Here is a 26,909-nt window from a genome sequence, read left to right as displayed (position 1 = left end):
AGGGGTGTTCCGGCTCTGGGAGGGTCTTTTCATGCTGTATTTCGACGGGCTCGTCGGCGTGGTCACGCTCGGGCTCTGGATCTTTTGCCTCGTCGACGTCATCACGACCGAAGACGGGGCGTGCCGCAATCTGCCGAAGCTGACCTGGCTGCTGATCGTGCTGCTGATCCCGCTCGTCGGGTCGATCGTGTGGCTGGCGGCCGGCCGTCCGCAGACCGCCACGCGCGCCCGCCGGACCCAGTACGAACGGGACGCGCCGCGTTACCCCGAATACGACCGGCCCGGCCGGTTCTCGGCCGCGGACAGCGCGTCGGACGAGGAGTTCCTGCGTCAGTGCCGCGAGCGCGCCGAAGCGCAGCGCCGCAAGGCACGGGGCGAGCTGGACTAGGGCAGGATGATCCCATGAGCGACTGGAACGCGGGGATCATCAAGGAATTCAGGGAAAACGAAGGCAAGGTCGGCGGGCCGTTCGAAGGCGCGCCGATGGTCTTGCTGACCACCATCGGCGCCAAGAGCGGGCAGGAGCGGACCTCTCCGCTCGTCTACCTGGCCGAAGGCGACCGGCTCTTCATCATCGCGTCCGCGGCGGGCGCCGACAAGCACCCGGCGTGGTACCACAACCTGCTGGCCAATCCGACCGTCACGCTCGAGATCGGCACGGAGAAGTTCGAGGCGAAGGCGACGCCGCTGGAAGGCGAAGAGCGCGCCGTGTACTACGGCAAGCAGGCCGAGCTGATGCCCGGTTTCAAGGAGTATCAGGAGAAGACGAGCCGGGTCATCCCGGTGGTCGAGCTTCGCCGCCTCTGAGCGGCCGCGGCGGCCCCGTTCCCGAGTCCTTTGTGGACTTGGGGACGGGGCCGCATGTGCATGTGCGCTTGCCGCGACGATCCGTGGTGATCAGCGCAGTGGTCTGAGCCTTCTGCCTGCGCCGGGCTAGCTCTCTCGGCGGTAGTAAACGGTGGTTCACTCCTCATACCCTGAAGCGGGTGTCGGCCCCAGGGGAGAAGCAGGAGAGTGCGCGTGGCACGTCGGAAGAGCGCGTTTGTGGTGGAAATCGAGCCGTCCGGCGTCCGGTGGGTCAAGAGTTCCGCCAGTGCCAGTGGTGCTGACGACTGTGTTGAACTCGCGATCTCCGATGTCGCGGTCATGGTGCGGGATTCCAAGGACCGCTCCGGCCCCCGGCTTGTTCTCCCCCCGGCCGCCTGGGTTGGCCTGCTCAACGTTCTTTAACACGATGGTGTGACCCTTCCGCCAGTCGTTTCCTCATTCACTGTGGCGTAGGCCAGTATGTGCACGCGTCGTGGCGATTTGCCACATGTCCGAGATGAAACATTCACTTTGTCTTCGGCGATGTGCCTTATGCCCCGCTGCGCGCTACCATAGTGCCATGTGGCAGATTGCGATCTGCCACTCAACGAGGAGGAACATGATGACCAGGGGTGAAACCCCCGTCGGCCAGCTTCGACGCCTGCGGGCCGTCCTGAAGCAGGAGCGTGAGCAGCTAGGTCTCACGCAGCGCGATGTCGCCGATGCCCTCGATTGGTCCTCTTCGAAGCTGATCCGTATCGAGAAGGGGGTGGTGGGGATTTCGATCACGGACCTCAAAGCCCTTCTTCTCCACTACCGGATCACCGATGCCGATCGGGTTGAAGCGCTGGTGGAGCTGGCTCGCGCGGGCAAGAAGCCCGCCTGGTGGCAGGCTTACCGGGACATCTACGGCCAGCAGTTCCTGAACTTCCTGGGGCTGGAGGCGTCGGCGGTCGAGGTCAAGCAGTTCCAGGGACGGGTCATCCCCGGTCTGCTCCAGACGCAGGAATACACCACCGCGCTGATGAGCCAGTACCACGCTGAGCCGGAACGGGTCGAGCGCGGCACGGCGGTCCGCATGCGTCGTCAGGAGCTCATCGCGCCCGACGGTCCGGAAATGGTCTTCATCATGGATGAGGCGGTGTTGCGCCGCACGATGGGGAGCGTGGAGGTGATGCGCGGGCAGCTGCTCCGGTTGAAGGAGGTGGCCGCGCTGTCGAATATCGACGTCCGGGTGGTCCCGTTCTCCGCGGGGCCGCACAAGGGACTGGCCAGCTCCTTCGTTCTCTTCCGGCTGTCGGAGATCGAGAACGACGTCGTGCTGCTGCTCGAGATCCCGGATCAGGACATCCTCGTCGAGGAGTTCACCGACCAGACGAAGGACTACATGAGGATCTTCGACGAACTCGAAGGGCTCGCGCTGGCGGAGGACGACAGCGTGAAGCTGATCGACAAGATCTTGGCTGAGTTAGGGGAAAGCTCATGAGATGAGCGAATGAAAAGGGCGGCTCCTGCTGCAACAGAAGCCGCCCCGGAGGCAACTCGTCCGACCCGCGTGCATGCGGCAGGGAGTCGATGCCGTACGGGCTACCGTACCGCTGCCGAACCGCCTTGCCGACCCCGGTCACTCCAATGAAGGAGCCGGTCTTTGGGTGTCGACGTGAAACCGTTGGCACGCAAGGGCATCTGCAAAGTCGTTACGGTATTCGCGTTTGGTTTGCGGGGAGGTACACCATGAAATCCTGTCTCAGGCGGGCGCCGTGAGCGTCCCGCTTCCCTGTCCACCCAGGCACCGCACCGTTTTCGCGGTGGACATGGAAGGTTCGACCACACAGAACAATGTGACCAAGGGCGGGCTGCGCGCGGTCATGTACGACCTGCTCGAGCGGAGCATGGCCGAGTCGGGGATCGCCGAGGCGTTCCGCGAGCCGCTGATCGACCGGGGTGACGGGGTGCTGGCGTTGATCCAGCCCGTCGACGAGGTGCCGAAGACGGTGTTCCTCAGTCATCTCATCCCGACGCTCAGCGCGCTGTTGACCGAGCACATGCTCGACTACCCCGAGATGCGGCTCCGGATGAGGGCGGTGCTGCACGCGGGCGAGGTGCACCGTGACCGGCAGGGCTGGTTCGGTGAGACGCTCGACGTGGCCTTCCGGTTGCTCGACGCGCCGCAGGTGAAACAGGCGCTGAAGAAGTCGGCCGATCCGCTGACGGTGGTCGTTTCGGACAACATCTATCTCTCGATCGTCCGGCACGGCTACGACGGCATCGACCAGCACGACTTCCAGCCGTCGGTGCAGGTCAAGGTCGCCGGTCAGTACCACCGCGGCTGGCTGCGGCTGCCCGCCGCGGTGCCGAGGCAGCCGACGGCGGGTGATTTCCGGCGGCGGCGGCCGCTGATCCGGCTCCGGCCGCCGAGTTCGGCGGTCGGCTGAGAACTTTCCCGCGGGAGGCTGTCGAATCCGGTTCCGGCCGTTCGTCGTAGGGGTGAAGGGACTCCTGCGCGGAAGGAACCTGTCGGTGCTTCCCTGTAGGAAAGAGATCAACAGAAAGGCCGATCAGATGCCCCAGTACGCCGTACTGCTCTATTCGCCCGCTCCCGGCGACGACGCGGACGTCCCGCCGGAAGAGCTCGAAGCTCACATGAACCACGAGAACCAGGTGAAGGAGCTGGGCGGGTCGATCCGCGCGGGCGTGGCGCTGCAGGCGAGCACCACGGCGACGTCGATCCGGGGCGACGTCATCACCGACGGGCCGTTCATCGAAGCCAAGGAGGTCATCGCCGGCCTGTACGTCCTCGAAGCGCGCGATCTGGACCACGCGCTGTCGATGGCCAGGCTCAACCCGGCGACCTGGCGTGGCGGGGTCGAGGTGCGGCCGTTGCTGGGTCTCGAACTCAGGCCGTGAGTCTCGCCGAGGCCGCGGTCGCGGACGCGCACCGTCGCGAGTGGACATTCGTGCTCGCCGCGACGGCGCGCGTCACGCGCGACTTCGACCTGGCCGAGGAATGCGTCCAAGACGCCTATTTGTCGGCGCTGGACGCCTGGGAACGCGATGGCGTGCCGAAGAGCACCGGGGCGTGGCTGACCACCGCGGCCCGCCGCCGGGCGCTGGACGTGCTGCGGCGCGACCAGACGCTCAAGAAGAAACTGCCACTGCTCATCGAGCCGGAAGAGTCCGAGATGGACATTCCCACCGAATACGCGGTGCCGGACGACCGGCTCCGGCTGATCTTCACCTGCTGCCATCCGGCGCTGGCACGGGAGGCGCAGATCGCGCTCACCCTGCGGCTGGTGTGCGGCGTGACCACCGACGAGATCGCGAAGGCGTTCCTCGTCACCGATTCGACGATGGCCGCGCGAGTGACCAGGGCCAAGAAGAAGATCACCGCCGCCGGCATCCCGTACCGGGTGCCGTCGGCCAGTGAGCTGCCGGACCGGCTCGACGCCGTGCTCACCGTCGTCCACCTGCTCTACACGACCGGGCACACCGCGCCCACCGGTGACCGGCTCGTCCGCAACGACCTGGTCGAGCGCGCGCTGGAGCTGGCGCGGGTGCTGCACACGCTGATGCCGGACGAGCGCGAGGTGCGCGGGCTGCTCGCGTTGCTGATGGTCACCGACGCCCGCCGCGCGACGCGGACCGACGCCGACGGCCGCCTGCTCCTGCTGGAGGAACAAGACCGGTCGTTGTGGGACCGCGAGGCCATCGCGGCGAGCCACGACCTGGTCGTCGGCGCGCTGCGTGGCGGGAACGCAGGCCGGTTCGGGCTGCAGGCCGCGATCGCCGCGCTGCACGCGGAAGCGCCGAGCTTCGCGGAGACCGATTGGTCCCAGATAGTCACGCTGTACGACGCGTTGCTCAAGATCTGGCCGTCCCCGGTCGTCGCGCTCAACCGCGCGGTCGCCGTGTCCATGGTGGACGGTCCGGCCGACGGGCTCGCCGCGATCGCGGAGCTGGAAGCGGACAGCAGGCTGGCCGGTTATCGGTACCTTCCCGCCGCGAAAGCCGATTTCCTGCGCAGGCTCGGCAGGCACGCCGAAGCGGCCGACGCCTATCAGGCCGCGCTCGACCTCACCGAGAACGAGGCCGAGCGCGTGTTCCTGACCGGCAGGCTCACAGCGTCGCGGACAGCCCGAACGCGGGAAGGAGGCCCGGCGGAAAAGTCGTGATCTCGGCGATGCGGCCGTTTTCGACGCGCAGCACGTCGATCATCCAGGCGTGGTACTCGGTGTCGCCCGGCCGTTTGACGTAGCCGACGGCGGCGGGCATCCGGTTGGCCGTGGTGAGCACGCGCTTCCAGTCGCCCATGCGCTCGGCTTCTTCGCCGAGCCCGGAAAGCGCGTCGCGGCCGTCGAAACAGACCGGATGCGGCGGCATGGTGACCCGGACGTCCTCGCTGACCAAGGTGGCGAGCGCGGCCCAGTCGGACTCGACGTGCGCGGTCACGAAACGCTTGAGCGTGGCCATCTCCTCGGCGCTGGCTTCGTTCGAGGTCCAGTCGAGCCGTCGTGCGGGCAGTTCTTCGCGCATCGTGGCCCTCGCGCGCTGGAGCGCACTGTTGGCCGAGGCCACGCTGAGTGCGAGGGTTTCCGCGGTCTCGGTGGCGGACCAGCCGAGCACGTCACGCAGGATCAGCGTAGCCCGTTGCTTCGGCGGCAGAAGCTGGATGGCGGCCAGGAACGCCAGCTCGATCGTCTCGCGCGCGACGGCCACCGCGTCCGGCTGCTCGATCTCGTCCAGCAGCCGGTCCGGATACGGCTGGAGCCAGGACACCTCGGCGAACGAGGTCAGCCTGGTCACCTGCCGCGAGGTCCGGCGGAGGAAGTCGAGGCACGCGTTGGTCGCGATCCGGTACAGCCACGCGCGGAAGGCGTCGCCGTCGAACGTCTCGCGCTTGCTCCACGCGCGCAGGAAGGTCTCCTGCACCAGGTCGTCGGCGTCGGTGAACGAGCCGAGCATGCGGTAGCAGTGCACGTGGAGCTCACGCCGGTGACGCCCGACGAGCGCGGCGAAGGTGGCTTCATCCTGCATGGCCAGTCCAGAAGTGTCTGTGCGGTTCATGCACAGTAGAACGTCACCGCGCCCCGGAACTCATCGGTGCTACGCGTTCACCCCGGTCAGCGCGAAGAACTCCTGCCGCGAGCGCGGGTCGGACCGCAGCGACCCGAGCATCGTCGAGGTGACCGTGCTCGACCCGACGGCCTGCACACCGCGCAGCGTCATGCAGCAGTGCTCGGCCTCGATGACCACGCCGACGCCCTTGGGGGAGAGCTGGGTGTTCAGCCAGTCGGCGACCTGCTTCGTCAGCCGCTCCTGCACCTGCGGACGGCATGCGAAATGCTCGACCACCCTGGCCAGCTTCGACAGGCCGAGTATCCGCTCGCCCGGCAGATAGCCGACGTGCGCGACGCCGACGAACGGCAGCAGGTGGTGCTCGCAGACCGAGCGCACCGGGATGGCACGTGCGAGGACCAGCTCGTCGTAGCCTTCCTCGTTGGGAAACGTGGTCAGGTCGAACGGCCGGGGCGTGAACAGCTCGGCGTACGCCTTCGCCATCCGCCGGGGCGTGCCTTGGAGGCTCTCCGACTCGGTCGAGATGCCCAGTGCCTGCAGGAACGCGGCCGCGGCCAGTTCGGCGGCGGCGAGGTCCACGCCCGCGTCGGGTTCATGGATGACGCGCAGTGCCGAGCTTGCGTGCATGACCGTCTCCTCCGTGACCTGGTTTCGCCAACGAATCTTGGTCTTATTTGCGTAACCAGTCAAGGTTCTCGCTTGCGGCAATAGGCGTTGGCGTTATCGTGGGCGGGTGACGGACGACCCCCAAGCGCAGATCAGGGCCGTCGCCGCGCTGGACGATGACCTGCGTCACGGGATGTACGCGTTCATCCGGCAGGCGCGGCGGCCGGTCACGCGCGACGAGGCGGCGGCCTCGGTGGGCATCTCACGCAAGCTCGCCGCGTTCCACCTGGACAAGCTCGTCGAGGCGGGCGTGCTGCGATCCGGCTACGAGCCGGTCGGCAAGGTCGGGCGCGCGCCGAAGGTCTACCGGCCGTCGGAAGCCGACATCCGGATCAGCATCCCGGCCCGCCAGCACGACGTGCTCGCCGACATCCTGCTGGACGCCGTGCTCACCGAACGCGAAGGCGAGACCGCCCGCGACGCCGCGCTGCGCTGCGCCTACGCCCGGGGTTCGGCGCTCGGCGAGACCGAACGCGAACGTTTGCGCACCGGACGGCTGGGCGCCGAACGCGCGCTGACCGTCGCGGCCGGGATCCTGCAACGGGCCGGGTTCGAGCCGGCCAGGGAGGCGCCGACCTGCTTGCGGCTGCGCAATTGCCCGTTCCATCCCATGGCGGCCAAGGCGCCTGCCTTGGTCTGCGGGATCAACCAAGCGTTTCTCGCCGGGTTGCTGGGCGCGCTCGAAGCACCCGCCGAGGCTGTGCTGAGCCCGCGTTCCGGCGAGTGCTGCGTGGAGCTGCGCGCCTAGCGCAGCCGGGCAAACCACCTCATCTCGAAGAAGATTCGCCAGCTCACCAGCAAGGCCGTGAGAAATGCGCCATCATGACCCGCGTAGTCCGAAAGCAGTAATGGGAGGCATCGTGTCGGCCGAGTTCGACCAGCTCGTGGCGCAGTTCGAGCAGTTCCAGTCCAAGCTCAAGCACGTCGAGGAGCCCTTCGCCGACCTCGGCGGCATGCAGGCCGAGCTCGCCGAGCTGGAAGCGACCGCGTCCTCCCCTGACCGGGCGGTGACCGTGGTGGCCGGCGTCGGCGGTTCCATCAAGGAGATCCGCTTCGCCGACAACCCCGGCCTGGGCGCGGTGGTGATGGCGACGCTGCAGCGTGCCGTCGCCGAGGCCGCGCGCAAGCAGGCGGTCATCGTCGACGAGCACACCAACGGCGCGCTGGACCTGGTCGACCAGGTTCTCGAGGTTCAAGCCGAGGCGTTGGGAACCACAGTGGACGAACTGAAGTCGAACCTGCGAGACGAAGCACCAGCGGCGCCGCCGCGGTCCGACGACTTCTCCGAGCAGACGGTGCTGCGGCGTGCCGATGACACCCCGCAGCCGCCGCCGTATTCCGGCGGCAGTGGCTCGGCGGGTGATTCGTTCCTGAAGAACCTGTTCGACGAGGAGGATCACTGATGCCGGATGGCCACGCAGTCGTCATCGACGAGCTGCGCAAGTACTCGGGGAAACTGAACGGGGACATGGCGATTCCCCGCGAGATCGCCGGTCTGGTCAAGCAGTCCGACGTCGGTGACAAGTCCTGGGGCGTCGTCGGCATCTTCGTCAAAGGCAAGTACACCGAGATGCTCACCGAGCTCAACGACTTGCTCGGCGAGATGTCCGCTGGCCTCGAAGCCGCTTCGGAAAAGCTGAACGGCGCCGCGAACGCTTACCAGGCGCACGAAGACGACAGTGTTGGCGCGCTCAACGACATCCTGCGCCTGCTCGAGGCGCCCGCGAAGAGCCGCACGCCGAAGATCGGGCCCGCGAAATGACCGAGACCACCGGCGAGAAGACCGGCATCAGCATCAAGACGACCGACTCCGGCTTCATCAACACGGACAAGATCGCGACTTCACTGCCAGGCCCGCTGGGTTCGGGCGCGTCGGTGTTCAAGGACGTCACCGACGCGACCAAGGACGGCAAGGTCGAAGGCAGCGAGATCCAGACGATCGCGTCGTCGGGCGCGGGTTTTGTCAGCTCGTGCATGGACGTCAAGGACATCGCGACCGACCCGATCGGCTGGCTGGTCGGGCAGGGCCTGAACTTCCTGATCGCCGTCGTCCAGCCAGTGCAGGACGCGATCCACTTCGTCAGCGGCGACGGCCCCGCGCTCGCGGAGGCGGCCGAGAACTTCGGCAACATCGGCACCGGACTCGCCGAATACAGCAAGAAGTTCGCCGAAGACGCGATCTCGTCGCTGGCGGACTGGAAAGGCCCGGCCGCCGAAGCCGCGGGCAAGAAGCTCGCCGAGTTCTCCTCCGGGATCGACGGCATCGCCGGGCAGGCAGGCGACATCGCGAAGCTGCTGCAGATCTCCAGCATGATCATGACGGTCATCGAGGAGTTCATCAAAGCGCTGCTCACCGAGTTCATCACCTGGCTGATCATGATCTGGATCCCCGCGCTCGCGGCCGCCGTGCCCACCTTCGGCGGCTCGACCGCGGCGGCGGGCACCGCGACCACCGCCAAGGGCGCGCAGACCGGCGCGAAGGCGACCAAGCAGGTCAGCAAGCTCCAGCAGCTGCTGAACAAGATCCAGGAACTGTTGCAGAATCTGAAGAAGTTCTTCACCGACTGGAAGACGAACTTCAAGAAGATCATGGACACCAAGAAGCTTCAGGCCGGCATGGCCAAGCTGGAGGTCAACGCCGCCAAGGAAGCGGGCAAACGCGCTTCGCTGGGCGAAGAGCTGTACAACGCGGAAGACGGCATGATCGGCAAGCGCGTCACCGCCGGCGCGGGCAAGTCCTTTGGTACCACGGCGAAGAAGGCGGCCGCGGACGCCGCGGGGCTCGGCGACTTCGTCGACGGCAAGACCGGCGGGATCAAGCCGCCGTCAGGTGGCAAGGAGTGGACCAAGACCGGGATCAGCGTCGGCCGCAAGGCCAGCGAGTACGAAAGCGGAGCCGAGAAGGCCGGCGACTACGGTGACATCGGGGACGACCAGTCCCGCGAGGAAAATTCGGAGAACCTGGACTTCTGATGTACTGGGACGCGAGCGGCATAGCCGGCCTGATCTTCGTCGTGGTGATGGCCGTCGTGCTGTTCAAGCTGTTCCGCAAGAACGTGCGCAGCAGCGGCTTCCAACGGTCGGGCGCGGCGGATTTGGCGCGTGCCAACGGCTGGAACCTCTTCCAGGAGTACCCGCCTGAGCACTTCGCGCTCGAGAAGTCCCGTTTCCCCGGCGACGGCAGGGAAGTTCGCGACTACGCGACGACGCCGTATCGCGCCGCCGGCGAATACATCGGCACCGGCCTCGAAGGCACGTACCACGGTTTCCCGTTCACGGCCTACGAGTACGTCTCACCCCGAGACCGCGGATCCCGTGACGCCAACGGGAATCCGGTGGGCGACACGGTCCGTTCGGCCGTGATCGTCCACGTCTCCCAGCCACTCCCGGACGCCACGATCGAATACAGCACACTGCATTACCCGACGAAGACGAAGGCCATCGATTCCGAGGCCGAGCTGACGCCGGAGTTCCAAGCCTGGTTCGCCGACAACCACCGCCGCTTCAACCCATTCCGTGCGGCGGCGGGCATGCTCTCGATCGAGACGAACGATTTCCTGGACGAGCACCAGCTGATGAGCACGCTCGATTTCCTGACCGACGTCGCGACCGCGTTGCCGCTGCACGTGGTGCGCTGACCGGCCCCGGGCTTTCGCGCCCGGGGCCGGATTCTCGCGTTACTGAGCCGGGTCCATGTAGAGCAGGCGGTTCGCCGTCCCGGAGGGCAGGCCGGTCACCTTGCCCGCGGTGGCGGCGGCGATCAGCGCGGACTGCACCTGCGCGGGCGTGGCGGTCTTGTTGTTCTGCAGGTAGCGCGCGACGACCCCGACGACATGCGGAGTCGCCATCGACGTCCCGCTGATCGTGTTCGTGGCCGTGTCACCGGTGCCCCACGACGAGGTGATTCCGGTACCAGGGGCGAAAATGTCCACGACCGGCCCATAATTCGAGAAACTGGACCGCGCGTCGGTGTTGGTGGTCGACCCCACGGTGATCGCCTCGGTCACCCGCGCGGGCGAGGTGCTGCCGGCGTTCGTGTTGGAATTCCCGGCGGCCAGCCCATAGGTGATCCCGGCCGCGATCGACCGCCGCACGGCCGCGTCCAGCGTCGTCGAAGCCCCACCACCCAGGCTCATGTTCGCGGCGGCGGGCTTGACGGCGTTCTTGGTCACCCAGTCGATGCCCGCGACCACCCCGGCCGTCGACCCGCTGCCCGCGTTGTTCAGCACCCGAACGCCGTACACGGTCGCCGCCTTGGCGATCCCGTACTGCGAACCGGCGATCGTCCCGGCCACATGCGTACCGTGCCCGTTGCCATCCTGCGCGACAGCGTCGTTGTCCACGAAGTCGTAGCCGTTCTTGGCCCGCCCGCCGAACGTGGTGTGCGTGACCCGCAGCCCGGTGTCGATGACGTAGACGTTCACCCCGGCCCCGGTCGAGGTGTAGTTGTAGCTCTTGCTCAGCGGCAGATTCCGCTGGTCCACCCGGTCCAGCCCCCACGACGGCGGATTCGGCTGCGTCGTCTCGGCATGGAAGACCTGGTTCTGCTCGACGTACTCGACGCCCGGATCCGCGGCCAGCCGCTTGGCCTGCCTTTCGGTGAGCGTCCCCGCGAACCCCTTGAGCGCGCTCTGGTAGGTCCGTTCGACCTTCGCGCCGAACTTCGTCGCGATCTTGTTCGCGTCGGTGTCGTCCTTGAGCTTGACGATGTAGCTGCCGGCGATCGCCTCAGGCGACCCAGCGGCCAAGATCTGCCCTTCGGCGGCCTGAGCCGGCGTCGTCGTCAGCCCGGTCGCCAGCGCGACCACGCTCGCGGCAGTCACCCAACGTACTTTGCGCATGCGTCTCGTCCTGTCGTTCGCAGGGATCGGCCGGCAACCACATGCGGCGAGGATCGGGGGCGCCCGGCCGTGCGGGGCGCCGTTCGCGGAAGCCCCACGCCGTTCGAGGTTATTGAGCGTTTGGTATGTCCGAAATACGCCATTTGGCCGATCGAACGACGATCGTCTGCCCCCATCCGAGCCGGGGTCCCGATTCAGCCCGCAACCGCCCATGACATGCGAAATCACGAATGGAACCACGAGAGTTCAGGCCTCGGCCACAACGTTGCACGGCGAGCCAAAATTTCGGCAACGGGTGAGGATCGCCTCTGGCTCATGATGTCTGCTGTTCGAGGGCCATGAGCCAGAGGCGGTGTATTAGATGTCGAGAGTAGTCAGTTTAGAAGCGAAGGTGCGTTGACTCGACCTTGTGTCGCGGAAGCTATTGAGCCAGTTCGTCGTGTCGTCCGCGGTGCAAATGCGTGGCATTCACCGGTGGCTATCTGACATCGATGACCAAGTCCGTGCCTCTGCTGACGTCGTCGAATTGAACTGGTATCTCCTCGATATTCAGTGCTCGCAAGAGCGCCCTTGTTGGAACGCGGTGCTGGTGGCCGACTCGTATGACCTGGCACGGGAAAGCGTCGCGTTTGACCAGCTTGTAAGCGGTGTTCACATGGATTCCCAATGCTTTGGCTGCTGTGGCCAGATCGACGGTGGCCGGCAGCTTGAACAACTCGGGGAACGTCATTGTGTCCCGTGCTCGGCTGGACGGCCGAACGAGAGCGCTGCCTCGTCGCTGGGACGCGACCTGTGGGTACGTCATGCTGCCGTCCTCGGCTCGGTGGAGTTGTGGCCGTCGTTGATCACTTTTCGCAACCCCAAACGACTTGCGAGAGCACCGAGGCGTTCACCTTCGACGGCGGCCCGGTCTCGAGTGCCCTCGTATGGCGTGCTCGAGAACGTGGGTTCTGAGGTGCCATGGCGTCGTATCATGAGCGACTCGACGTCTTCGTGAACCACGTCGCGTGTCGCCTGCCAGCAAGCTTGGCGCGCGAGGCTGTAGGTGCTCCACCACAGGCGTTTGCCCAGGCTGGGCTGCTCCGGGTCAGCGTGACGACCGGTTTCGATGAACGCGGTGATGACCTCGGATCGAATGTCCTGTATGTCGATCTGCCATGTGCGGTACAAACGGTTCGCGATACCGCGCAAGCGTGGCAGCATGATCCAGATCAAGTTCTTTTCCCCCGGACATCGCTCTGTTTGTGCTCGGCGTATGAGTGCCGCCCAAAGCGAGTCGCAGATCGGATCAGGGGTGGCGCGATCTTGAATGATGATGCGGACACAATGCACGGTGAGCTGCGAAGTCGGTACGGCAATCCTGCAGTCGTCCGGTGCGAGTTCGGTCTCAAGTGCGTCGAACACATCGGGATACTTGAGTAGGGAAGCCGGCGGTACATTCAGTGACCGGTGAGGGTGCATTCGTTCTCCAGGGTCGAGGCCTTACTTCCCCAAGTAACCATTGAACGCAGTCGTTTTGCTAGATGGTTCACTAAAAGTGTGACTCGATGTCCGGTCGGTGATACGGGCCGTATTTTTTGCCCGGGGGAGCGTCACTCGCAGGAGCTGGCAATGGTGTCGGTCGGGGGACCGGCCGACGTGGAGCTGCGAATGGGACTGAGGCTCTACGCCGTCGTGACCGCCGTCCAAACAGAAGCCTCGCGGGAGGAAGAGAACCAGGCGGCGAAGCCTTTGATCGGGTAAGTGCCCCCGGCAGGATTCGAACCTGCGACACCCGCTTTAGGAGAGCGGTGCTCTATCCCCTGAGCTACGAGGGCGGGGACGTGCACCCCCACCCTACCGGCCCAGGCCCGGCCGGACACGCACCGGGTGTGTGACGTCTCGGTGAGGTCTCAGCGCAGCACGTGAAGGTGTCTCGTTTCGAAACTCCCGGTGCCAGTAGGTAGCCTTCCTTAACGGTTGCGGGAGACCCGCGCCACCGGACGCCGGAGGGCTTCGTTGATCAAGCTCATGTTCGCGGACGACGAGGAACTGGTTCGCTCAGGGCTGCGCGCGATGATGTCGGGTGCGCCCGACATCGAGATCGTGGGCGAAGCGAGTGACGGGAGATCCGCGGTCGAGGCTGCTCGGCGGTATCACCCTGATGTGGCGTTGCTCGACATCAAGATGCGGGCCCCTGACGACGGCATCCGGGCGCTGCGGGCGATCCTCGCGCTGCCTGATCCGCCGACCGTGGCCATGCTGACCACCTTTGACATCGATGAGTACGTGAGTCTCGCGCTGCGGCTCGGGGCGAACGGGTTCCTGCTCAAGGACATCGATCCGGCCGCGCTGCTGAGGGCGGTCCGGGATCTGGCCAGGGGCGGCGCCGTGCTCGACCCTGGCGTGGCGGCGAGGATGGTCAGCGCTCATCGGGATGAGCAACGCGCCGCTCAACCCGCGAGGAAATTGCTCGCGTCGCTGTCCGAGCGGGAACGTGAAGTTGTCGGGTTGATCGGTCAAGGACTGTCGAACGCCGAGATCGGCGGGCAGCTGCACCTGTCCGAAGCGACGGTCAAGGGTTACGTGTCCGCCGTGCTGTCGAAGATCGGGGCCGCCAACCGCGTGCAAGCCGCGCTGCTTGCTTATCGCGGCGGCCTACTCGGTTGACAAGTGCTGCTCACGGCGCTGGAGTTCCTGGGGTTGGTCGCGTTCGCGGCGTCGGGGGCGTTGGCGGCGGTCAGGGCTCGGCTGGATGTCTTCGGGGTCGTCGTCGTGGGACTCACGACGGCGCTCGGGGGCGGGGTCATGCGGGACGTGATGCTCGGGATCCATCCGCCGACCTCGCTGCGGAACTGGCCGTACCTGGCGACCTGTGCCGCGACCGCGCTCATCGTGTTCGTGTTTCACCCGCAAGTGGCACGGCTGCGCCGGGGTGTGCTGCTCGCCGACGCGCTCGGGCTGGGGGTTTTCGCGACCGCGGGTACGACGACGGCGCTGAACTACGGGGCGCCCGTGTACGCGGCGTGCCTGATCGGGATGACTTCGGGTATCGGCGGCGGTGCCGTGCGAGATCTCTTGCTGCGGGAAATCCCCCTGGTGCTGCGGCGGGAGATCTACGCGGTGGCGGCGCTGGCCGGTGCGACGCTGGTCGGGGTCGGTTACATTCTGCGACTGCCGTCGGGTTTGACCACTGTCGTGGCGGCCGCCGTGGTCGTCGGGCTGCGGGTTTTGGCTCTTTGGCGGCGGTGGAACGCGCCGGTCGCGAAAGATGCTTCGTGAAATCTGTGTTTGTTCTTAGGCGCGTCTCAGCACGCTGGGTAAAACTACAGCCATGCGCATTCTCGTAGTCGACGACGACAGGGCCGTTCGGGAGTCCCTGCGTCGTTCCCTTGAGTTCAACGGCTACAAGGTCGACCTGGCCAGTGATGGTGCGCAGGCGCTCGAAGCGATCATCGCGAGCAGACCGGACGCGATGGTCCTCGACGTGATGATGCCCCGGCTGGACGGCCTCGAGGTCGCCCGCAGGCTGCGCAGCACCGGCGACGACCTGCCGATCCTCGTCCTCACCGCGCGCGACACCGTCTCGGACCGGGTGTCCGGATTGGACGCGGGCGCCGACGACTACCTCCCGAAACCGTTCGCGCTGGAGGAGCTGCTCGCCAGGCTTCGCGCGCTGCTGCGCCGCGCCATGCCGGACACCGACTCCGGCCAGGCCAGCGAAATGCTCACGTTCGGCGATCTGACCCTCGATCCCGGGACGCGTGAGGTGCGCCGCGGGACCAGGGAGATCAGCCTGACCCGCACCGAGTTCGCGTTGCTCGAACTCTTCCTTTCTTACCCGAAACACGTGCTCACCAGGGGCCGGATCTTGGAGGAGGTATGGGGCTACGACTTCCCGACGTCCGGCAACGCGTTGGAGGTCTACGTGGGATATCTGCGCCGGAAGACGGAGGCCGAGGGGGAGCCGAGGCTGATCCACACGGTCCGCGGCGTGGGCTACGTGCTGCGCGAGACTCCTCCGTGATCGAGCTGGCGGACCCCAAACAGCCCACCCGGTTCTCACTGCGTCGCAGGGTCGCCCTGCTCGCCGCCGCCTGCGTGGCCGGCGCGGTCGCGCTGGCCTCGATCGGCGCCTACTACACCGTCAAGGAGAACCTGTACCAGCAGCTCGACGACAACCTGCGTGCCAGGGCGCAGAACGCGGTGGACTCGCCGGTGGTCGAATCGGGGATCCAGTCGATCCCCGCCGCGTTCCTGTCGAGCATCGACATCCAAATCGGACAGCTCGGCATCACATCCGACCCCCGTGGACAGCTGATCTACCCGAGGGCAGGCAACCCGCCGCCGTGGAGTGCGTCGGAACTGGCTGTCGCGCAGGGCACTTCGGCCGAGTCGATCCGCACTGATCAGCGGACGGATTCGCGGGTCATCGCGCTTCCCAACGGGCACGGCAGCGCGATGGTGCTGGCGCAATCGCTTGCGTCGACCAAGCGCACGCTGAACGAGCTCTCTGTCGTGCTGCTCTTGATCGGTGGTGCCGGGATCCTGCTCGCCGCCGCGGCGGGCACGGCGGTGGCCAGGGGAAGCCTCGCGCCGGTCGAAAGGCTGACGCAGGCGACTGAACGGGTCACCCGCACGGGTGATTTGACGCCGATCCCGGTGAGTGGCGACGACGAGCTCGCGCGGCTGACCACCAGCTTCAACACGATGCTCGGGACGGTCAGCGAGTCGCAGGAACGGCAACGCCAGCTCGTCGCCGACGCCGGCCACGAGCTGCGCACACCGTTGACGTCGCTCAGGACGAACCTCGAACTGCTGCTGAGCGCGAGCAGGCCGGGTGCGCGGACGTTGCCCGACGAGGATCGCGCCGAGATCGAGGCCGACATCCGCGGTCAGCTCGACGAACTGACCCAGCTGATCGGTGACCTGGTCGAGCTCGCCCGCCAGGATGAGCCGTACGCGCAGTTCGAGCGTGTCGAGTTCGCCGACGTCGTCGAACGGGCGCTGGACCGGGCACGGCGGCGGGCCGGGGAGATCGACTTCGCGGTCGACCTGCAGCCGTGGGTGCTCAGTGGTGACTCCAGTGCGCTTGAGCGCGCGGTGTTGAACCTGCTGGACAACGCGGTGAAATTCTCGCCGCCCGGATCGTCCGTTCAGGTGCGGCTGTTCGCCGTCGGTGACGGCAGCGCCGTTCTCGAGGTCGCCGACTCCGGACCCGGCATCGCCGACGAGGACCTGCCGAAGGTCTTCGACCGCTTCTACCGCTCGTCAGAGGCCCGTACCCTGCCGGGTTCCGGGCTCGGGCTCGCGATCGTCAAGCACGCCGCCGAGCGGCACGGCGGTACCGTGTACGCCGCCCGATCACCCGAGGGCGGCGCGCTGATGTCACTGCGCCTGCCTGGGGCACCCGGGTGACTTGCCGCGCCTTCCGCATGTTTGATCGTGTAGGATTTTGTGTGGTTGGCGCGGCGGACGGAGTAAACAGTGCTTGCGCGGCAGCGACAGGCGATGATCCTCGAAGAGGCACGGCGGACCGGAGCGGTCCGGGTCAGTGAGCTCGTCGGGCGGCTCGGCGTATCCGACATGACGGTGCGCCGCGACCTCGACGTGCTCGCGGGGCGCGGGCTCGTCGAGAAGGTCTACGGCGGGGCGACCTCGATCGTCGGCAAGAGCACGGATGAGCCCGGCTTCGAGGCGAAGTCCGTGCGTCAGCGCGTCCAAAAGGAAGCGATCGCCGAACTCGCCGCCGGGCTCGTGCGGCCGGGCACCGCGATCGGCATCTCGGCGGGCACGACGACGTGGACACTGGCCAGGGCGTTGGACACGGTGCCGGGACTGACGATCGTCACGAACTCGATCCAGGTCGCGGACGTGCTCCGCGGCTCCAGTCAAACTGAACGAACGGTCGTGCTGACAGGTGGCGTCCGCACGCCGTCCGACGCGCTCGTCGGGCCGGTCGCCGTGCAGAGCCTGCGCACGCTCCACCTCGACGTCGTCTTCCTCGGTGTGCACGGAATGGCCGACGGCCCCGGCTTCACCACCCCGAACCTGACCGAGAGCGAGACCGACCGCGCGCTGGTCGAGGCCGGCCGCAAGCTGGTCGTGCTCGCCGATCACACGAAATGGGGGACGGTGGGCATCTCCACCATCGCCGACCTGAACGAGGCCGATGTCGTCGTCAGCGACGACGGGCTGGCCGAGCACGCCAGGGAAGTGCTGTCCGAACAAGCGGGGGAACTGATGATCGCGGAGACGGTCGCCGAGGCGGAAGAGGCGTGAGGAAAACCGTCAGGCAGCTGGCCGATGGCCGCGAGATCATCTATTTCGACGAGACGCCCGCAGAGCGGAACGCGGCCGACACGCGTGACCTGCCGCCGGTCGCGGCGACCTCGGAGATCCGGCGCGACCCGCTGACCGGCGAATGGGTGGCGATGGCCGCGCATCGCCAGACACGCACGTACAAGCCGCCCGCCGACCTGTGCCCGCTGTGCCCGAGCAAGCCGGGCAAGCCGAGCGAGATCCCGGACGCCGACTACGACGTGGTGGTGTTCGAGAACCGTTTCCCGTCGTTCTCGCAGGGCGTCGTCGGCGAGGAATCCACTGTGGACGGGCTGGGACTGGTGCCGACCGCGCCGGGGCGTGGCCGTTGCGAGGTCGTCTGCTTCACCAGTGAGCACAACGGCTCCTTCGCCGGACTGAGCCCGCGCAAGGTGCGCACCGTGGTCGACGCGTGGGCCGACCGCACCGAGTTCCTGTCGGGTTTGGACGGGGTCGAGCAGGTCTTCCCGTTCGAGAACCGCGGCGAGGAAATCGGCGTCACGCTGCATCACCCGCATGGCCAGATCTACGCGTACCCGTTCGTCACGCCCAAGACCGCGCGCATGATCGAGGTCGCCCGCGCGTACGAGGCCGAGCACGGCCGTCCGGTGCTGGGCGACGTGCTCGCCGCCGAGCGCAAGGTCGGCATACGGGTCATCGCCGAAGGTGAGCACTGGACCGCGTTCGTGCCGCCCGCGGCGCGCTGGCCGGTGCAGGTCCAGGTCGTGCCGCACCGCCAGGTGCCGGACATCCCCGCGCTCACCGACGCCGAGCGAGACGACTTCGCCGAGGTGTACCTGCAGGTGCTCAAGCGCTGCGACGCCTTGTACGGCAGGCCGCTGCCCTACATCGCGGGCTGGCATCAGGCGCCGGTCAACCAGGACCGCGAACTCGGCTGGCTGCACCTCGAGCTGTTCTCCGTGCTGCGCTCGAAGGACAAGCTGAAGTACCTGGCCGGGTCGGAATCCGGGATGGCCGTGTGGATCAACGACGCCACCCCTGAGCAGATCGCCGAGAGGCTGCGCGGTTCTTAAGTCATAATCACAGGTGGGGCTCAGGACTTTCTCAGGACCATCCCGCAAGGTAGAGACATGACCGAGAACGACCCCCAGAACAACCCGGTGCCGGGTGAGCAGAGCGGCCAGCCGGTCACCCCGGCTCCGCACGACGAGCCGAGCACGCCGCCGCGGGGGAACGCCGCGGTCAGTGGCGAGCAGGTCTACGTCGCGCCAAGCCCCTGGTCGCCGCAACAGCAGCCGCAGCAGGCTCCTTACCAGCAGCAATACCAGCACGCCGCGCCGTACGGCCAGGTTCCGCAGGGGAACACCTCGGTGTACGCGGTACCGCCGCAGCAGCAGGCGCCGAAGAAGTCGGGTGCGGGGAAGCTCGTCGCCGGGGTGGCCGTCCTCGCTCTGCTGGTCGGGGGTGGAGCGGGGGCGCTCGGCGGATACCTCGCCGGGGGCGGCGGCACCGGTTCGAGCTACAACGCGCTCGACGCGCCGAAGCCCGCCAAGCAGACCGGTAACGCGCCAGCTGGCTCGGTTGAATCGGTTGCTCAGAAGCTTTCGCCGAGCGTCGTCGAGCTTCAAGTGTCCGGCAGCCGCGGCGCCGGCGAAGGCTCCGGCTTCGTGCTCAGCGCGGACGGCTACATCCTGACCAACAACCACGTCGTCGAGGTCGCCGCGAACGGCGGCCAGATCCAGGCCGTGTTCCGCGACGGCAAGAAGGCGGTCGCGCAGATCGTCGGGCGTGACCCGACGACCGACATCGCGGTCGTCAAGGCCACCGGCGTCGCCAACCTCGTCCCGGTCGAACTCGGCCGCTCGGACGACCTCGCGGTCGGCCAGGGCGTGGTCGCCATCGGCTCACCGTTCGAGCTCGCGGGCACCGTGACCTCGGGCATCGTCAGCTCGCTGCACCGGCCGGTGCAGGCGGGCGGCAGCAGCGGCGACCAGACCACGGTCATGGACGCGGTGCAGACCGACGCGGCGATCAACCCGGGCAACTCCGGTGGCCCGCTGGCGAACATGCAGGGCCAGGTCATCGGCATCAACTCCGCGATCTACAGCCCGCGCTCGGCCGGGAGCAGCGGCCAGCAGGGCAGCGAGAGCGGCAGCGTCGGCATCGGCTTCGCGATCCCGATCGATCAGGCCCGCCGCACGGCCGACGACATCATCAAGACCGGCAAGGCCAAGCAGACCTTCATCGGCGCCGGCGTCAAGCCGGCCGAGCAAGGCGGCGCCTCGATCATCAGTGTCGAGCCCGGCAGTCCCGCCGAGCAGGGCGGTCTCAAGGTCGGGGACGTGGTCGTCAAGATCGACGACCGGATGATCGACGACGCTGACGCGCTCATCGCCGCGGTGCGCACCAGGGCGCCCAACGAGAAGGTCAAGTTCACCACCGCAGACCAGCGCGTCCTCGAAATCACCCTGGGCGGCAAGGACATCGAACCCAAGTAGTTCTTCTCAAACGCTCGGCCGCTTAGGGCGGCCGAGACCAGCACGGGCTCGTGCGCGATCTGTCCGCAGATAGCGCACGAGCCCGCTTGTCGTCACACCAACCCAAACGACGGCCAGTGAGATGACCAGACCCAGCTCGGGGTTGTCGCGTGGGCCAGGCGGAGGTGGTGCCCCGTAGGTGCGCCACAGCAGGGGGAACGCGATGATCGCGAGTACTCCGGTGAGTACGGCGCCGACCATCACCGGGGCCTTCCACGGCTGCGGCAGCACTCGGCTCAGCGCGAAGGCCACGACACCGACCACAGGTGCGATCAGCGCGTCGTGAAGGATCGGAAAGCCGAGCAGCCAGCCCGCCGCGACGAGATCGCCCGTCCACAGCGGAAAGGCGAACTCGTAGATCAGGACGGCGCCCCAGGCGAGCGCGGCCAAGCCCGGCAAGACGAGCAGCAAGCGGAACAGTTTCACGCCGCCTCCAGTTTCGCGACCCACTTGGTCTGCAGCACGCCGGGCCGGTTCGGGGCGATGACCCGGCAGGGATAGCCGTGGTCGAGATCGAGAATCTCGCCGTTGAGTTTCAGCGCGAGCAAGGTGATGTCGTCCGCGGTGTGTTCACCGGGCAGCACGCTGGTCGCGTAGATGCCGGACTTCTCCATTGAGGTCACGACGACCTGCATGCCGGGCTTCCCGCCCGCCGCGCGCAGGAGGTCCGGAAAGGACACACCGGTCCAGACGGCCGACCGGCTTCACCCCTCGACGCACGCGATGGGCAGTTCCGCGGTGGTCTGGGGAAGAGCGCGAAGCTCGTCGATCGAAAAGCCGCGCGTGCCCGCTGGTGTGACGACCTGAAGTCGCCAGTCCGGTGTGACCGCGGTGATGCCCGCGCCTGCTGCGGTCCGATTGACCGGAACGCCTTGCGAACCTTCATCCGAACGCCATTTGAGCGGCGAAATGTCTCGGAGCAAGGGAACTGTGGCACCCGCGGTGGCGACCACGGAGACACCGGCGGCGAGCCAGGTCGTCCGCAGGAAACCGCGTCGGGACAGGCCGGTTGCTGTATCGGGCTCGGGCGCGTTCTTCGTCAGTGCGCGACGCAGGATCGGTATCTTGACCGCGATGTGCACCAGGATCGAGCCGATCGCGACCCAGGCGATCGCGTAGTGGATCTGCGGGAAGTAGAAGTTCCACGGGTAGTTCTGGGCGATGTTCAGCAAACCGGTGGTGAGTTCGAAGAACGCCGATGCTGACAGGACGAGAATCGAGCCGCGCTCGAGGGCGTGCGGCAACGACTTGATCAGCGGGCGTTCGAACAGCTTCGGGAAGACGCTCCACAATTTGGCCAACAGCAAGGGAATCGACGCGATCCCGGAAATCACGTGCAGACCCTGCGTCACCCGGTAGAGCCCGGATGGACGGCTGGGCCACCAAAACCAGGCGGGAGGATGCTGGATGAGGTGGCTGATCAGGCCGGTGAGAAAACATGTGGTGAAGGTGATGGCCAGCGCCAAGCCGATGCGGCTGGTCACGCGTTCCGTATGTGCGGCACTGGCGAACTTGGGCATTCTCATGGGCGCACCAGCTCCGCGAACCAACGGTGACCGCGCTGGGCGGTCCAGGACAGGCGCAGCCCGACTTGGGCAGCCAAACCGCTGATGCTGTCCGTGCCGACCCAGGACCAGGTGAACCATGGTTTACCTGTCCGCTCCGCCGGCGAGTGCAGGCGGACGCGTTCGTGACGAAGCGCGTGTCCTGGCGGGTCCAGCTCGACGAGCGCAGTGCCGCCGGGGGCGAGGAGTTGGGTGACGCGACCGAGCAGGCGGACGGGGTCGCCGCCGATGCCGATGTTGCCGTCGGCGAGCAGTGCGTGCGACCAGCGGCCTTCCCCCGGGATACGGTCGAAGACGTCGCGGCGCAGTGCGATCGCGCCGCGCGCGTGCGTGAGACGGACGGCGGTTCGCGAGCTGTCGACGCCCAGCGCGACCACGCCGCGTTCCAGCAGCGCGGCTGTCAGCCTGCCGGGGCCGCAACCGATGTCGAGCGTCGGGCCGTCGCAGGCGTTGAGGAGAACCTCGTCGCCTTCGCACGGTTCGGCCGTCCAGCGATCGACGGGGAGTTCGACACGCTCGCCGTTGGCCAGCTCCAGCCAGCAGCGGTGGCCGAGCAGCCCGACGTCGAACTCGTTGCCGTGCAAAACATTCATGCGGCCACCTCGGCAACGGCCTGTGCGAATCGGCTGTCCGGACGCAGCGACGCGACATGGCGGGCATCAGCCATTGTGTCTACATCGGACAGTGTGCTGAGCAGTTTCGGATCGAGGCCGGCGAGTGCGCGCAGTGTCAGCTTGCCGGTGTCGTCGCGCGACATCGGTACGTCGGCGAGCACATGCGCGTTGCGGGGGTCGCGCAAGCCGAGAGCCCACCAGCCACCGTCCTCGGCGAGGCCAAGCGTGGCCGCTCTGCCCTCGTGCAGCAGCGGTTCCGCGGCGGCCATGAGCAGATTCGGACTTACCTGAGGGGTGTCCATGCCGATCTGGAGAACCGGCATGCCCGCGAACAACGCCGCGGTGTCAGCGTGCGCGTTCGCCAGCCTCGCCCCGAAATCCCACCCACGCTGAGCGAAGACAGTGGTTTCACGTAGTGCACTGGACAGTTCGGAACTCTTCGCCGCGTCGGCAAGATCGCCCGTCAATGCGACGACCGGTATGGCTCTGGGCGTGCCTAGCACGGCTTCGATGGTGTCGAGCAACGCGGAGGCGGCGATGTTCGCGGCTTGCTCGCCCGAGGCGGGTGGGCACAGCCGGGTCTTGGCGAAGCCCGGCACCGGGGCTTTGGCGACGATCAGCAGGCAGAAGTTCATCGCGCCAGCACCCGGCTCATGTCGCGGACGGCACGTAAGGTGCCGCGTACGGATCCAGAGACCTTGGATTTGGTCCCTTTCGCACGTGCGCCGTAGCTGACGTCGAATTCGCTGACCTGCCAGTCCGCGCGCTGGGCCCTGATGAGCAGTTCGAGCGGATAGCCGAAAGCGCGGTCCGTGATGCCGAGATCGAGCAACGGTTCGCGACGAGCCGCGCGCAGCGGGGCGATGTCTCGGACTGGTAGCCCGCGGTGACGCAACAACGAAGCGAGGACCAGGTTCCCGGCGCGGGCGTGCCATGGCCACACGTCACGGCTGGTCGGCACTCGGCGTCCGACGGCGAGATCGGCTCCAGCTCTCAAGGCGGCTACGAGCTTGGGAAGCTCAGCGAGGTTCAGCGATCCGTCGGCGTCGGCGAAACAGACGATGTCCGCTGTCGCGCTCTCCAGGCCGGTTTGCACGGCGGCGCCATAGCCGCGTCGCTTCTCGTGCACCACGTGCGCGCCCAGCCTCTGGGCGACCTGGGGTGAACCGTCTGTCGACCCGTTGTCCACGACGATCGCCCGATAGCCGGGCGGCAGCGCGTTCAGGACGTCGGGAAGAGCGCCGGCTTCGTTGAGGCAAGGCAGCACTACGTCTATCCGGTCATCGGTCACCCGGAAAACGCTAGGTCCACCTTGGACACTGAGAAAGCCTTACGCTGCTTACTGAATTCTGACATCGAAAGAGTTCTTACCAAGTCATGACGAGATGGTCCTACAGGCCTCTGAAGGCTTTAAGTGAGACTAAGGTGCTCGTAATGACTTCGGTGGCTATTCGAGTGAAGAGCGGTTTGCGCGCGGACCTGCTCGCCGTCGCGCTCTCGCTGATTCTCGTGGGTGCGGCCGCTGGAGTCGGCATCTATTTCAACCGGCCGGGTTCCGGCGTGGTGATCTTCGCGTTCGCGCCACCGTTGTACGGGGATTGGCTGGTGCACGCGGGGCCGGGCTCGGTCTCCGCGGTACTGATCGCCTTCGCTGCGGTGTGCTGGGGTCCCATGTTCGCGGCGACGTTGCCACTACGCCGCTTGCTGCCGCTCGGGTATGTCACGGCGGTGGCTTGGACGTTCTCCCTGGCGATGATCGACGGCTGGACACGTGGATATGCCGAGCGGTTGACGCAGCCGAGTGAGTACCTGCACGAGGTACCTGGGATCAGCGACATCCCACGCATGCTGACCGAATTCTCGTCACGCATCCTCGACTTTCAGCCGAATTCGTGGACCACCCACGTATCGGGGCATCCGCCGGGCGCGACGCTGGTGTTCGTCTGGCTGGATCGGATCGGGCTCGGCGGCGGGGCATGGGCCGCTACAGCGTGCGTGGCCGTCGGCTGCCTGATCACGGTCGCGATCCCCGCGACACTCGCGTTGCTGGGGCGTCCGGATGCCGCGCGAGCCACGGTGCCGTTCGCGGCCTTGACGCCAGGTGCGATCTGGATCGGCGCGTCGGCGGACGGATTGTTCGCCGGGGTGACCGCTACGGCGGTGATGCTGCTGGCGTTGGCCGTCCACACACGGCGCGCGGTCTACGCGATCGCTGGTGGTGTTCTGCTGGGCTTCGGGATGTACCTGTCGTACGGGCTCGTGTTGATGGGACTCATCGCGCTGGCCGTGGTCGTGCTCGGCAAACAGTGGCGAGTGCTCGGCTGGGCCGTGGCGGGGGCGGCCGTCGTGATCGCCGTGTTCACCCTGGCCGGGTTCTGGTGGCTCGACGGCTACCACCTGGTGGTCGAGCGGTATTACCAGGGCATCGCGAGCGAGCGGCCGTATTCGTACTGGGTGTGGGCGGACTTGGCCGCTGTGACCATCGCTGCCGGGCCCGCGGTGGTCGCCGGGGTGCGGCGCGTGATGACCGGCCGGCCGTGGGGCGAGCCGGTGCTGATGATCGTCGTGGCGGCGTTGCTGACGATCGCGTTCGCCGATCTGTCGGGATTGTCGAAGGCCGAGGTCGAGCGCATCTGGCTGCCATTCACGGTCTGGTTGCTCCCGGCTGTTTCACTGCTTCCGGTGTCTCATCGGCGTTGGTGGCTGGCCGCGCAGGCGGCGACGGCGCTTCTGGTGAATCATCTGGTGCTGACGATTTGGTAGGAGCTCATATGGACGAGCAAGGCCGCGTACTGGTGGTCGACGACGACGAGACCGTGCGCGACGTCGTCCGGCGCTATCTCGAACTCGCCGGTTTCACCGTGGACATGGCGGGCGACGGCACCGAGGGATTGCGGGCGTTCACCGCACGGCCGCCGGACCTCGTCGTGCTCGACGTGATGATGCCCGGGATCAACGGCCTGGAGGTATGCAAACGGCTGCGTCAGGTCAGCCAGGTCCCGATCGTCATGCTCACCGCGCTCGGCGAGGAGGAGAACCGGATCGCCGGACTCCAGCTCGGCGCGGACGACTACGTCACCAAACCGTTCAGCCCGAGGGAGCTCGCGCTGAGGGTCACGTCGGTGCTGCGCCGTGCGCGGATGCCACGACCTGAACCCGCCGCCGAAGAACTCGCCGACGGGAACCTGACGTTGCAGATGGGCGCCAGGCAGGCGACGCTGAACGGTGCCGAACTTCCGCTGACGACAAGGGAGTTCGATCTGCTGGCGTTCTTCCTCGCTCACCCTGGCGTCGCCTATTCGCGTGCCGATCTGCTCGAGAAGGTGTGGGGCTGGGACTTCGGTGACCAGTCGACGGTGACCGTCCACGTGCGCAGGCTCCGGGAGAAGATCGAGCCCGAGCCAGCGAAGCCGGTGCGGGTGGCGACCGTGTGGGGCGTCGGCTATCGCTACGACTTGGGCAAGTCATGATCGACTCCGGTGAATCCATGGCCGACATGCTTACCCATGTCTGGCACATCCTGCCCTTCGCTTTGCTGTTCGCGCTGCCCGTCGCCGTGCTGGGCGGGGTCGTGCTGTATTTGCTGCGCCGCGGCTCGATCGCCAGCACGATGACCGTGCTCGTGGTCATACCGGTGCTGGCGACACTGGCGGGCGTTCTCGGGATCAGCCAGTTCATGTTCACACCGATGCTGACCACGACGCTGCTCGTGTGCCTGCTGGTCGGCTTGGTGACGGTGCCCGCCGCGGTGTTGCTCGGCCGGGCGATCGCGCGGCGAACCGTCTGGGAACGCGAGGCCCGTGAACGGGAACGCGCCGCCGAAGCGTCGCGGCGGGAGCTGGTGGCGTGGATCAGCCATGACCTGCGCAGCCCCCTCGCCGGGATCCAGGCGATGGCCGAGGCGCTCGCCGACGGTGTCGTCTCGGAACGAAGCGAGGTCGCGGACTACGCCCAGCGGATCAGCTGCGAGACGACCCGGTTGTCCGGCATGGTCGGCGATCTGTTCGAGCTTTCACGCATCACCGCGGGTGCCTTGCGGCTGACCATGTCCGCGGTTCCGCTGCGCGACGTCGTCAGCGACGCGATCGCCGCGCAGACGCCGGTCGCGGAGCGAAAGCAGGTCCGCCTGCGTGCCGACGCCGGAGCATGGCCCGTGGTCACCGGTAGCGATCCGGAGCTCGCCCGGATCGTGCGCAACCTGGTGTCCAACGCTATCCGGCACACTCCGCCGGACGGCACGGTCGCGGTGCAGATCGGCATCGAGGACGGCGACGCCGTGCTCGCCGTCGACGACGGTTGCGGCGGCATCCCCGACGACGAGATCGCCAGGGTCTTCGATGTCGCGTTCCGCGGTACGCAGGCGCGCACACCCGATCGATCCGGCACGACCCCAGGCGGCGGGCTCGGTTTGGCGATCGCCAAGGGACTCGTGGAGGCGCACAGTGGCCAGATCGGCGTGCGGAACCATGGGCCTGGGTGCCGGTTCGAGGTCAGGCTCCCACTCGCAGTCGGCTGAGCACCTGGATCACGACTCCCATCGCA

General features: G+C 67.0%; 31 protein-coding genes, 1 tRNA gene and 1 pseudogene. 22 read left to right on the top strand and 11 right to left on the bottom strand.

What is annotated here, in order from left to right; all coding sequences use genetic code 11:
- Positions 1–31: 31 nt before the first annotated feature.
- The 7 genes from AB5J62_RS37620 (at position 32) to AB5J62_RS37590 (ending at position 4,979) form a co-directional block, all read left to right on the top strand.
- Positions 32–388 (top strand): PLDc N-terminal domain-containing protein, encoded by a 357-nt coding sequence (locus tag AB5J62_RS37620; protein ID WP_370944802.1) that lies wholly within the window; start codon positions 32–34, stop codon positions 386–388.
- 14 nt (positions 389–402) lie between these two features.
- The gene (locus AB5J62_RS37615; protein ID WP_370944801.1) at positions 403–807 is read left to right on the top strand and encodes a nitroreductase family deazaflavin-dependent oxidoreductase; all 405 of its coding nucleotides are present in this window, start codon (positions 403–405) and stop codon (positions 805–807) included.
- 213 nt (positions 808–1,020) lie between these two features.
- Positions 1,021–1,230: a DUF397 domain-containing protein gene (locus AB5J62_RS37610; RefSeq protein ID WP_370944800.1), complete on the top strand. Its 210-nt coding sequence runs from the start codon at positions 1,021–1,023 to the stop codon at positions 1,228–1,230.
- A 157-nt stretch (positions 1,231–1,387) separates the two neighbouring features.
- On the top strand, positions 1,388–2,293 hold the full coding sequence (locus AB5J62_RS37605) for a helix-turn-helix transcriptional regulator (RefSeq protein WP_370944799.1): 906 nt from the start codon (positions 1,388–1,390) through the stop codon (positions 2,291–2,293).
- A 328-nt stretch (positions 2,294–2,621) separates the two neighbouring features.
- Positions 2,622–3,242 carry a hypothetical protein gene (locus tag AB5J62_RS37600; protein WP_370950443.1) on the top strand — a complete coding sequence of 207 codons (621 nt, stop codon included), beginning with the start codon at positions 2,622–2,624 and terminating at the stop codon, positions 3,240–3,242.
- A 127-nt stretch (positions 3,243–3,369) separates the two neighbouring features.
- Positions 3,370–3,714: a YciI family protein gene (locus AB5J62_RS37595; RefSeq protein WP_370944798.1), complete on the top strand. Its 345-nt coding sequence runs from the start codon at positions 3,370–3,372 to the stop codon at positions 3,712–3,714.
- Entirely contained in the window at positions 3,711–4,979 is a 1,269-nt protein-coding gene (locus AB5J62_RS37590; protein ID WP_370944797.1) for an RNA polymerase sigma factor, read from the top strand. The genes AB5J62_RS37595 and AB5J62_RS37590 overlap by 4 nt, the downstream gene beginning before the upstream one ends.
- On the opposite strand, the gene AB5J62_RS37585 is transcribed toward AB5J62_RS37590, so the two are convergent.
- Together AB5J62_RS37585 and folE are read right to left on the bottom strand one after the other, a co-directional pair.
- Positions 4,924–5,841, bottom strand: coding sequence for an RNA polymerase subunit sigma-70 (locus tag AB5J62_RS37585; RefSeq protein ID WP_370944796.1), 918 nt, complete (start codon positions 5,839–5,841; stop codon positions 4,924–4,926). The genes AB5J62_RS37590 and AB5J62_RS37585 overlap by 56 nt on opposite strands.
- Positions 5,842–5,910: 69 nt before the next feature.
- Positions 5,911–6,510, bottom strand: coding sequence for a GTP cyclohydrolase I FolE (gene folE, locus AB5J62_RS37580; protein ID WP_370944795.1), 600 nt, complete (start codon positions 6,508–6,510; stop codon positions 5,911–5,913).
- Positions 6,511–6,682: 172 nt separating this feature from the next.
- On the opposite strand from folE, the gene AB5J62_RS37575 reads away from it, so the two are divergent.
- From AB5J62_RS37575 to AB5J62_RS37555, 5 genes are all read left to right on the top strand, one after another.
- Entirely contained in the window at positions 6,683–7,297 is a 615-nt protein-coding gene (locus AB5J62_RS37575; protein ID WP_370950442.1) for a helix-turn-helix transcriptional regulator, read from the top strand.
- Between the two features lie 112 nt (positions 7,298–7,409).
- Positions 7,410–7,952: a YbaB/EbfC family nucleoid-associated protein gene (locus AB5J62_RS37570; RefSeq protein ID WP_370950441.1), complete on the top strand. Its 543-nt coding sequence runs from the start codon at positions 7,410–7,412 to the stop codon at positions 7,950–7,952.
- On the top strand, positions 7,952–8,311 hold the full coding sequence (locus AB5J62_RS37565) for an ESX-1 secretion-associated protein (RefSeq protein WP_370944794.1): 360 nt from the start codon (positions 7,952–7,954) through the stop codon (positions 8,309–8,311). Before AB5J62_RS37570 ends, AB5J62_RS37565 begins: the two co-directional genes overlap by 1 nt.
- Positions 8,308–9,522 (top strand): hypothetical protein, encoded by a 1,215-nt coding sequence (locus AB5J62_RS37560; protein ID WP_370944793.1) that lies wholly within the window; start codon positions 8,308–8,310, stop codon positions 9,520–9,522. Before AB5J62_RS37565 ends, AB5J62_RS37560 begins: the two co-directional genes overlap by 4 nt.
- A complete protein-coding gene (locus AB5J62_RS37555; protein ID WP_370944792.1) occupies positions 9,522–10,187 on the top strand; it encodes a hypothetical protein in 666 nt (221 codons plus the stop codon). The genes AB5J62_RS37560 and AB5J62_RS37555 overlap by 1 nt, the downstream gene beginning before the upstream one ends.
- 39 nt (positions 10,188–10,226) lie before the next feature.
- Here AB5J62_RS37555 and AB5J62_RS37550 read toward each other — a convergent pair whose 3' ends face one another.
- The 4 genes from AB5J62_RS37550 to AB5J62_RS37535 all read right to left on the bottom strand — a co-directional run bounded on the left by AB5J62_RS37550 (position 10,227) and on the right by AB5J62_RS37535 (position 13,207).
- Entirely contained in the window at positions 10,227–11,390 is a 1,164-nt protein-coding gene (locus tag AB5J62_RS37550) for a S8 family peptidase (RefSeq protein ID WP_370944791.1), read from the bottom strand.
- Between the two features lie 478 nt (positions 11,391–11,868).
- Positions 11,869–12,105, bottom strand: coding sequence for a helix-turn-helix domain-containing protein (locus AB5J62_RS37545; RefSeq protein WP_370944790.1), 237 nt, complete (start codon positions 12,103–12,105; stop codon positions 11,869–11,871).
- Positions 12,106–12,191: 86 nt separating this feature from the next.
- A complete protein-coding gene (locus AB5J62_RS37540; protein ID WP_370944789.1) occupies positions 12,192–12,794 on the bottom strand; it encodes a hypothetical protein in 603 nt (200 codons plus the stop codon).
- Positions 12,795–13,134: 340 nt separating this feature from the next.
- Positions 13,135–13,207: transfer RNA gene (locus AB5J62_RS37535), tRNA-Arg, on the bottom strand.
- 181 nt (positions 13,208–13,388) lie between these two features.
- On the opposite strand from AB5J62_RS37535, the gene AB5J62_RS37530 reads away from it, so the two are divergent.
- The 7 genes from AB5J62_RS37530 to AB5J62_RS37500 all read left to right on the top strand — a co-directional run bounded on the left by AB5J62_RS37530 (position 13,389) and on the right by AB5J62_RS37500 (position 20,149).
- Complete coding sequence (locus AB5J62_RS37530) at positions 13,389–14,039, top strand: response regulator transcription factor (protein WP_091290244.1); 651 nt, start codon at positions 13,389–13,391, stop codon at positions 14,037–14,039.
- A gap of 3 nt (positions 14,040–14,042) precedes the next feature.
- Complete coding sequence (locus tag AB5J62_RS37525) at positions 14,043–14,651, top strand: trimeric intracellular cation channel family protein (protein ID WP_370944788.1); 609 nt, start codon at positions 14,043–14,045, stop codon at positions 14,649–14,651.
- Positions 14,652–14,703: 52 nt separating this feature from the next.
- On the top strand, positions 14,704–15,396 hold the full coding sequence (locus AB5J62_RS37520; RefSeq protein WP_370944787.1) for a response regulator transcription factor: 693 nt from the start codon (positions 14,704–14,706) through the stop codon (positions 15,394–15,396).
- Positions 15,393–16,787, top strand: coding sequence for an ATP-binding protein (locus AB5J62_RS37515; RefSeq protein WP_370944786.1), 1,395 nt, complete (start codon positions 15,393–15,395; stop codon positions 16,785–16,787). The genes AB5J62_RS37520 and AB5J62_RS37515 overlap by 4 nt, the downstream gene beginning before the upstream one ends.
- A gap of 69 nt (positions 16,788–16,856) precedes the next feature.
- Complete coding sequence (locus AB5J62_RS37510) at positions 16,857–17,651, top strand: DeoR/GlpR family DNA-binding transcription regulator (protein ID WP_370944785.1); 795 nt, start codon at positions 16,857–16,859, stop codon at positions 17,649–17,651.
- Positions 17,648–18,724: a galactose-1-phosphate uridylyltransferase gene (gene galT, locus AB5J62_RS37505; RefSeq protein WP_370944784.1), complete on the top strand. Its 1,077-nt coding sequence runs from the start codon at positions 17,648–17,650 to the stop codon at positions 18,722–18,724. The genes AB5J62_RS37510 and galT overlap by 4 nt, the downstream gene beginning before the upstream one ends.
- 57 nt (positions 18,725–18,781) lie before the next feature.
- Positions 18,782–20,149 carry a S1C family serine protease gene (locus AB5J62_RS37500; RefSeq protein ID WP_370944783.1) on the top strand — a complete coding sequence of 456 codons (1,368 nt, stop codon included), beginning with the start codon at positions 18,782–18,784 and terminating at the stop codon, positions 20,147–20,149.
- A gap of 6 nt (positions 20,150–20,155) precedes the next feature.
- On the opposite strand, the gene AB5J62_RS37495 is transcribed toward AB5J62_RS37500, so the two are convergent.
- The 5 genes and pseudogenes from AB5J62_RS37495 to AB5J62_RS37475 form a co-directional block, all read right to left on the bottom strand.
- A complete protein-coding gene (locus AB5J62_RS37495; RefSeq protein ID WP_370944782.1) occupies positions 20,156–20,614 on the bottom strand; it encodes a hypothetical protein in 459 nt (152 codons plus the stop codon).
- A pseudogene (locus AB5J62_RS37490) lies at positions 20,611–21,714 on the bottom strand (molybdopterin-dependent oxidoreductase). Before AB5J62_RS37490 ends, AB5J62_RS37495 begins: the two are co-directional and overlap by 4 nt.
- On the bottom strand, positions 21,711–22,346 hold the full coding sequence (locus AB5J62_RS37485; protein ID WP_370944781.1) for a methyltransferase domain-containing protein: 636 nt from the start codon (positions 22,344–22,346) through the stop codon (positions 21,711–21,713). Before AB5J62_RS37485 ends, AB5J62_RS37490 begins: the two are co-directional and overlap by 4 nt.
- The gene (locus tag AB5J62_RS37480) at positions 22,343–23,002 is read right to left on the bottom strand and encodes a DUF2064 domain-containing protein (RefSeq protein WP_370944780.1); all 660 of its coding nucleotides are present in this window, start codon (positions 23,000–23,002) and stop codon (positions 22,343–22,345) included. The genes AB5J62_RS37485 and AB5J62_RS37480 overlap by 4 nt, the downstream gene beginning before the upstream one ends.
- Positions 22,999–23,658, bottom strand: a complete 660-nt coding sequence (locus tag AB5J62_RS37475; RefSeq protein WP_370944779.1) for a glycosyltransferase family 2 protein — start codon at positions 23,656–23,658, stop codon at positions 22,999–23,001. The genes AB5J62_RS37480 and AB5J62_RS37475 overlap by 4 nt, the downstream gene beginning before the upstream one ends.
- Positions 23,659–23,801: 143 nt before the next feature.
- On the opposite strand from AB5J62_RS37475, the gene AB5J62_RS37470 reads away from it, so the two are divergent.
- From AB5J62_RS37470 to AB5J62_RS37460, 3 genes are read left to right on the top strand one after another with little or no spacing between them, the layout of a single operon-like run.
- Positions 23,802–25,130: a hypothetical protein gene (locus AB5J62_RS37470; RefSeq protein ID WP_370944778.1), complete on the top strand. Its 1,329-nt coding sequence runs from the start codon at positions 23,802–23,804 to the stop codon at positions 25,128–25,130.
- Positions 25,131–25,138: 8 nt separating this feature from the next.
- On the top strand, positions 25,139–25,837 hold the full coding sequence (locus AB5J62_RS37465; protein ID WP_370944777.1) for a response regulator transcription factor: 699 nt from the start codon (positions 25,139–25,141) through the stop codon (positions 25,835–25,837).
- On the top strand, positions 25,834–26,883 hold the full coding sequence (locus AB5J62_RS37460; protein ID WP_370944776.1) for a sensor histidine kinase: 1,050 nt from the start codon (positions 25,834–25,836) through the stop codon (positions 26,881–26,883). Before AB5J62_RS37465 ends, AB5J62_RS37460 begins: the two co-directional genes overlap by 4 nt.
- The last annotated feature ends 26 nt before the right edge of the window (positions 26,884–26,909 follow it).

It is taken from the genome of Amycolatopsis sp. cg5 (assembly GCF_041346955.1).
GTDB lineage: Bacteria > Actinomycetota > Actinomycetes > Mycobacteriales > Pseudonocardiaceae > Amycolatopsis.
Note: the sequence above shows the minus strand (reverse complement) of the source record. Positions and strands in the feature narration are given on the sequence as shown.

Bases quoted from the DNA above. Each gene is read 5' to 3' on its own strand.
- AB5J62_RS37620 (WP_370944802.1), top strand. From the start codon at position 32: ATGCTGTATTTCGACGGGCTCGTCGGCGTGGTCACGCTCGGGCTCTGG.
- AB5J62_RS37615 (WP_370944801.1), top strand. From the start codon at position 403: ATGAGCGACTGGAACGCGGGGATCATCAAGGAATTCAGGGAAAACGAA.
- AB5J62_RS37605 (WP_370944799.1), top strand. From the start codon at position 1,388: ATGTGGCAGATTGCGATCTGCCACTCAACGAGGAGGAACATGATGACC.
- AB5J62_RS37600 (WP_370950443.1), top strand. From the start codon at position 2,622: ATGGAAGGTTCGACCACACAGAACAATGTGACCAAGGGCGGGCTGCGC.
- AB5J62_RS37595 (WP_370944798.1), top strand. From the start codon at position 3,370: ATGCCCCAGTACGCCGTACTGCTCTATTCGCCCGCTCCCGGCGACGAC.
- AB5J62_RS37585 (WP_370944796.1), bottom strand. From the start codon at position 5,841: ATGCAGGATGAAGCCACCTTCGCCGCGCTCGTCGGGCGTCACCGGCGT.
- folE (WP_370944795.1), bottom strand. From the start codon at position 6,510: ATGCACGCAAGCTCGGCACTGCGCGTCATCCATGAACCCGACGCGGGC.
- AB5J62_RS37575 (WP_370950442.1), top strand. From the start codon at position 6,683: ATGTACGCGTTCATCCGGCAGGCGCGGCGGCCGGTCACGCGCGACGAG.
- AB5J62_RS37565 (WP_370944794.1), top strand. From the start codon at position 7,952: ATGCCGGATGGCCACGCAGTCGTCATCGACGAGCTGCGCAAGTACTCG.
- AB5J62_RS37560 (WP_370944793.1), top strand. From the start codon at position 8,308: ATGACCGAGACCACCGGCGAGAAGACCGGCATCAGCATCAAGACGACC.
- AB5J62_RS37555 (WP_370944792.1), top strand. From the start codon at position 9,522: ATGTACTGGGACGCGAGCGGCATAGCCGGCCTGATCTTCGTCGTGGTG.
- AB5J62_RS37550 (WP_370944791.1), bottom strand. From the start codon at position 11,390: ATGCGCAAAGTACGTTGGGTGACTGCCGCGAGCGTGGTCGCGCTGGCG.
- AB5J62_RS37520 (WP_370944787.1), top strand. From the start codon at position 14,704: ATGCGCATTCTCGTAGTCGACGACGACAGGGCCGTTCGGGAGTCCCTG.
- AB5J62_RS37500 (WP_370944783.1), top strand. From the start codon at position 18,782: ATGACCGAGAACGACCCCCAGAACAACCCGGTGCCGGGTGAGCAGAGC.
- AB5J62_RS37485 (WP_370944781.1), bottom strand. From the start codon at position 22,346: ATGAATGTTTTGCACGGCAACGAGTTCGACGTCGGGCTGCTCGGCCAC.
- AB5J62_RS37480 (WP_370944780.1), bottom strand. From the start codon at position 23,002: ATGAACTTCTGCCTGCTGATCGTCGCCAAAGCCCCGGTGCCGGGCTTC.
- AB5J62_RS37470 (WP_370944778.1), top strand. From the start codon at position 23,802: ATGACTTCGGTGGCTATTCGAGTGAAGAGCGGTTTGCGCGCGGACCTG.
- AB5J62_RS37465 (WP_370944777.1), top strand. From the start codon at position 25,139: ATGGACGAGCAAGGCCGCGTACTGGTGGTCGACGACGACGAGACCGTG.
- AB5J62_RS37460 (WP_370944776.1), top strand. From the start codon at position 25,834: ATGATCGACTCCGGTGAATCCATGGCCGACATGCTTACCCATGTCTGG.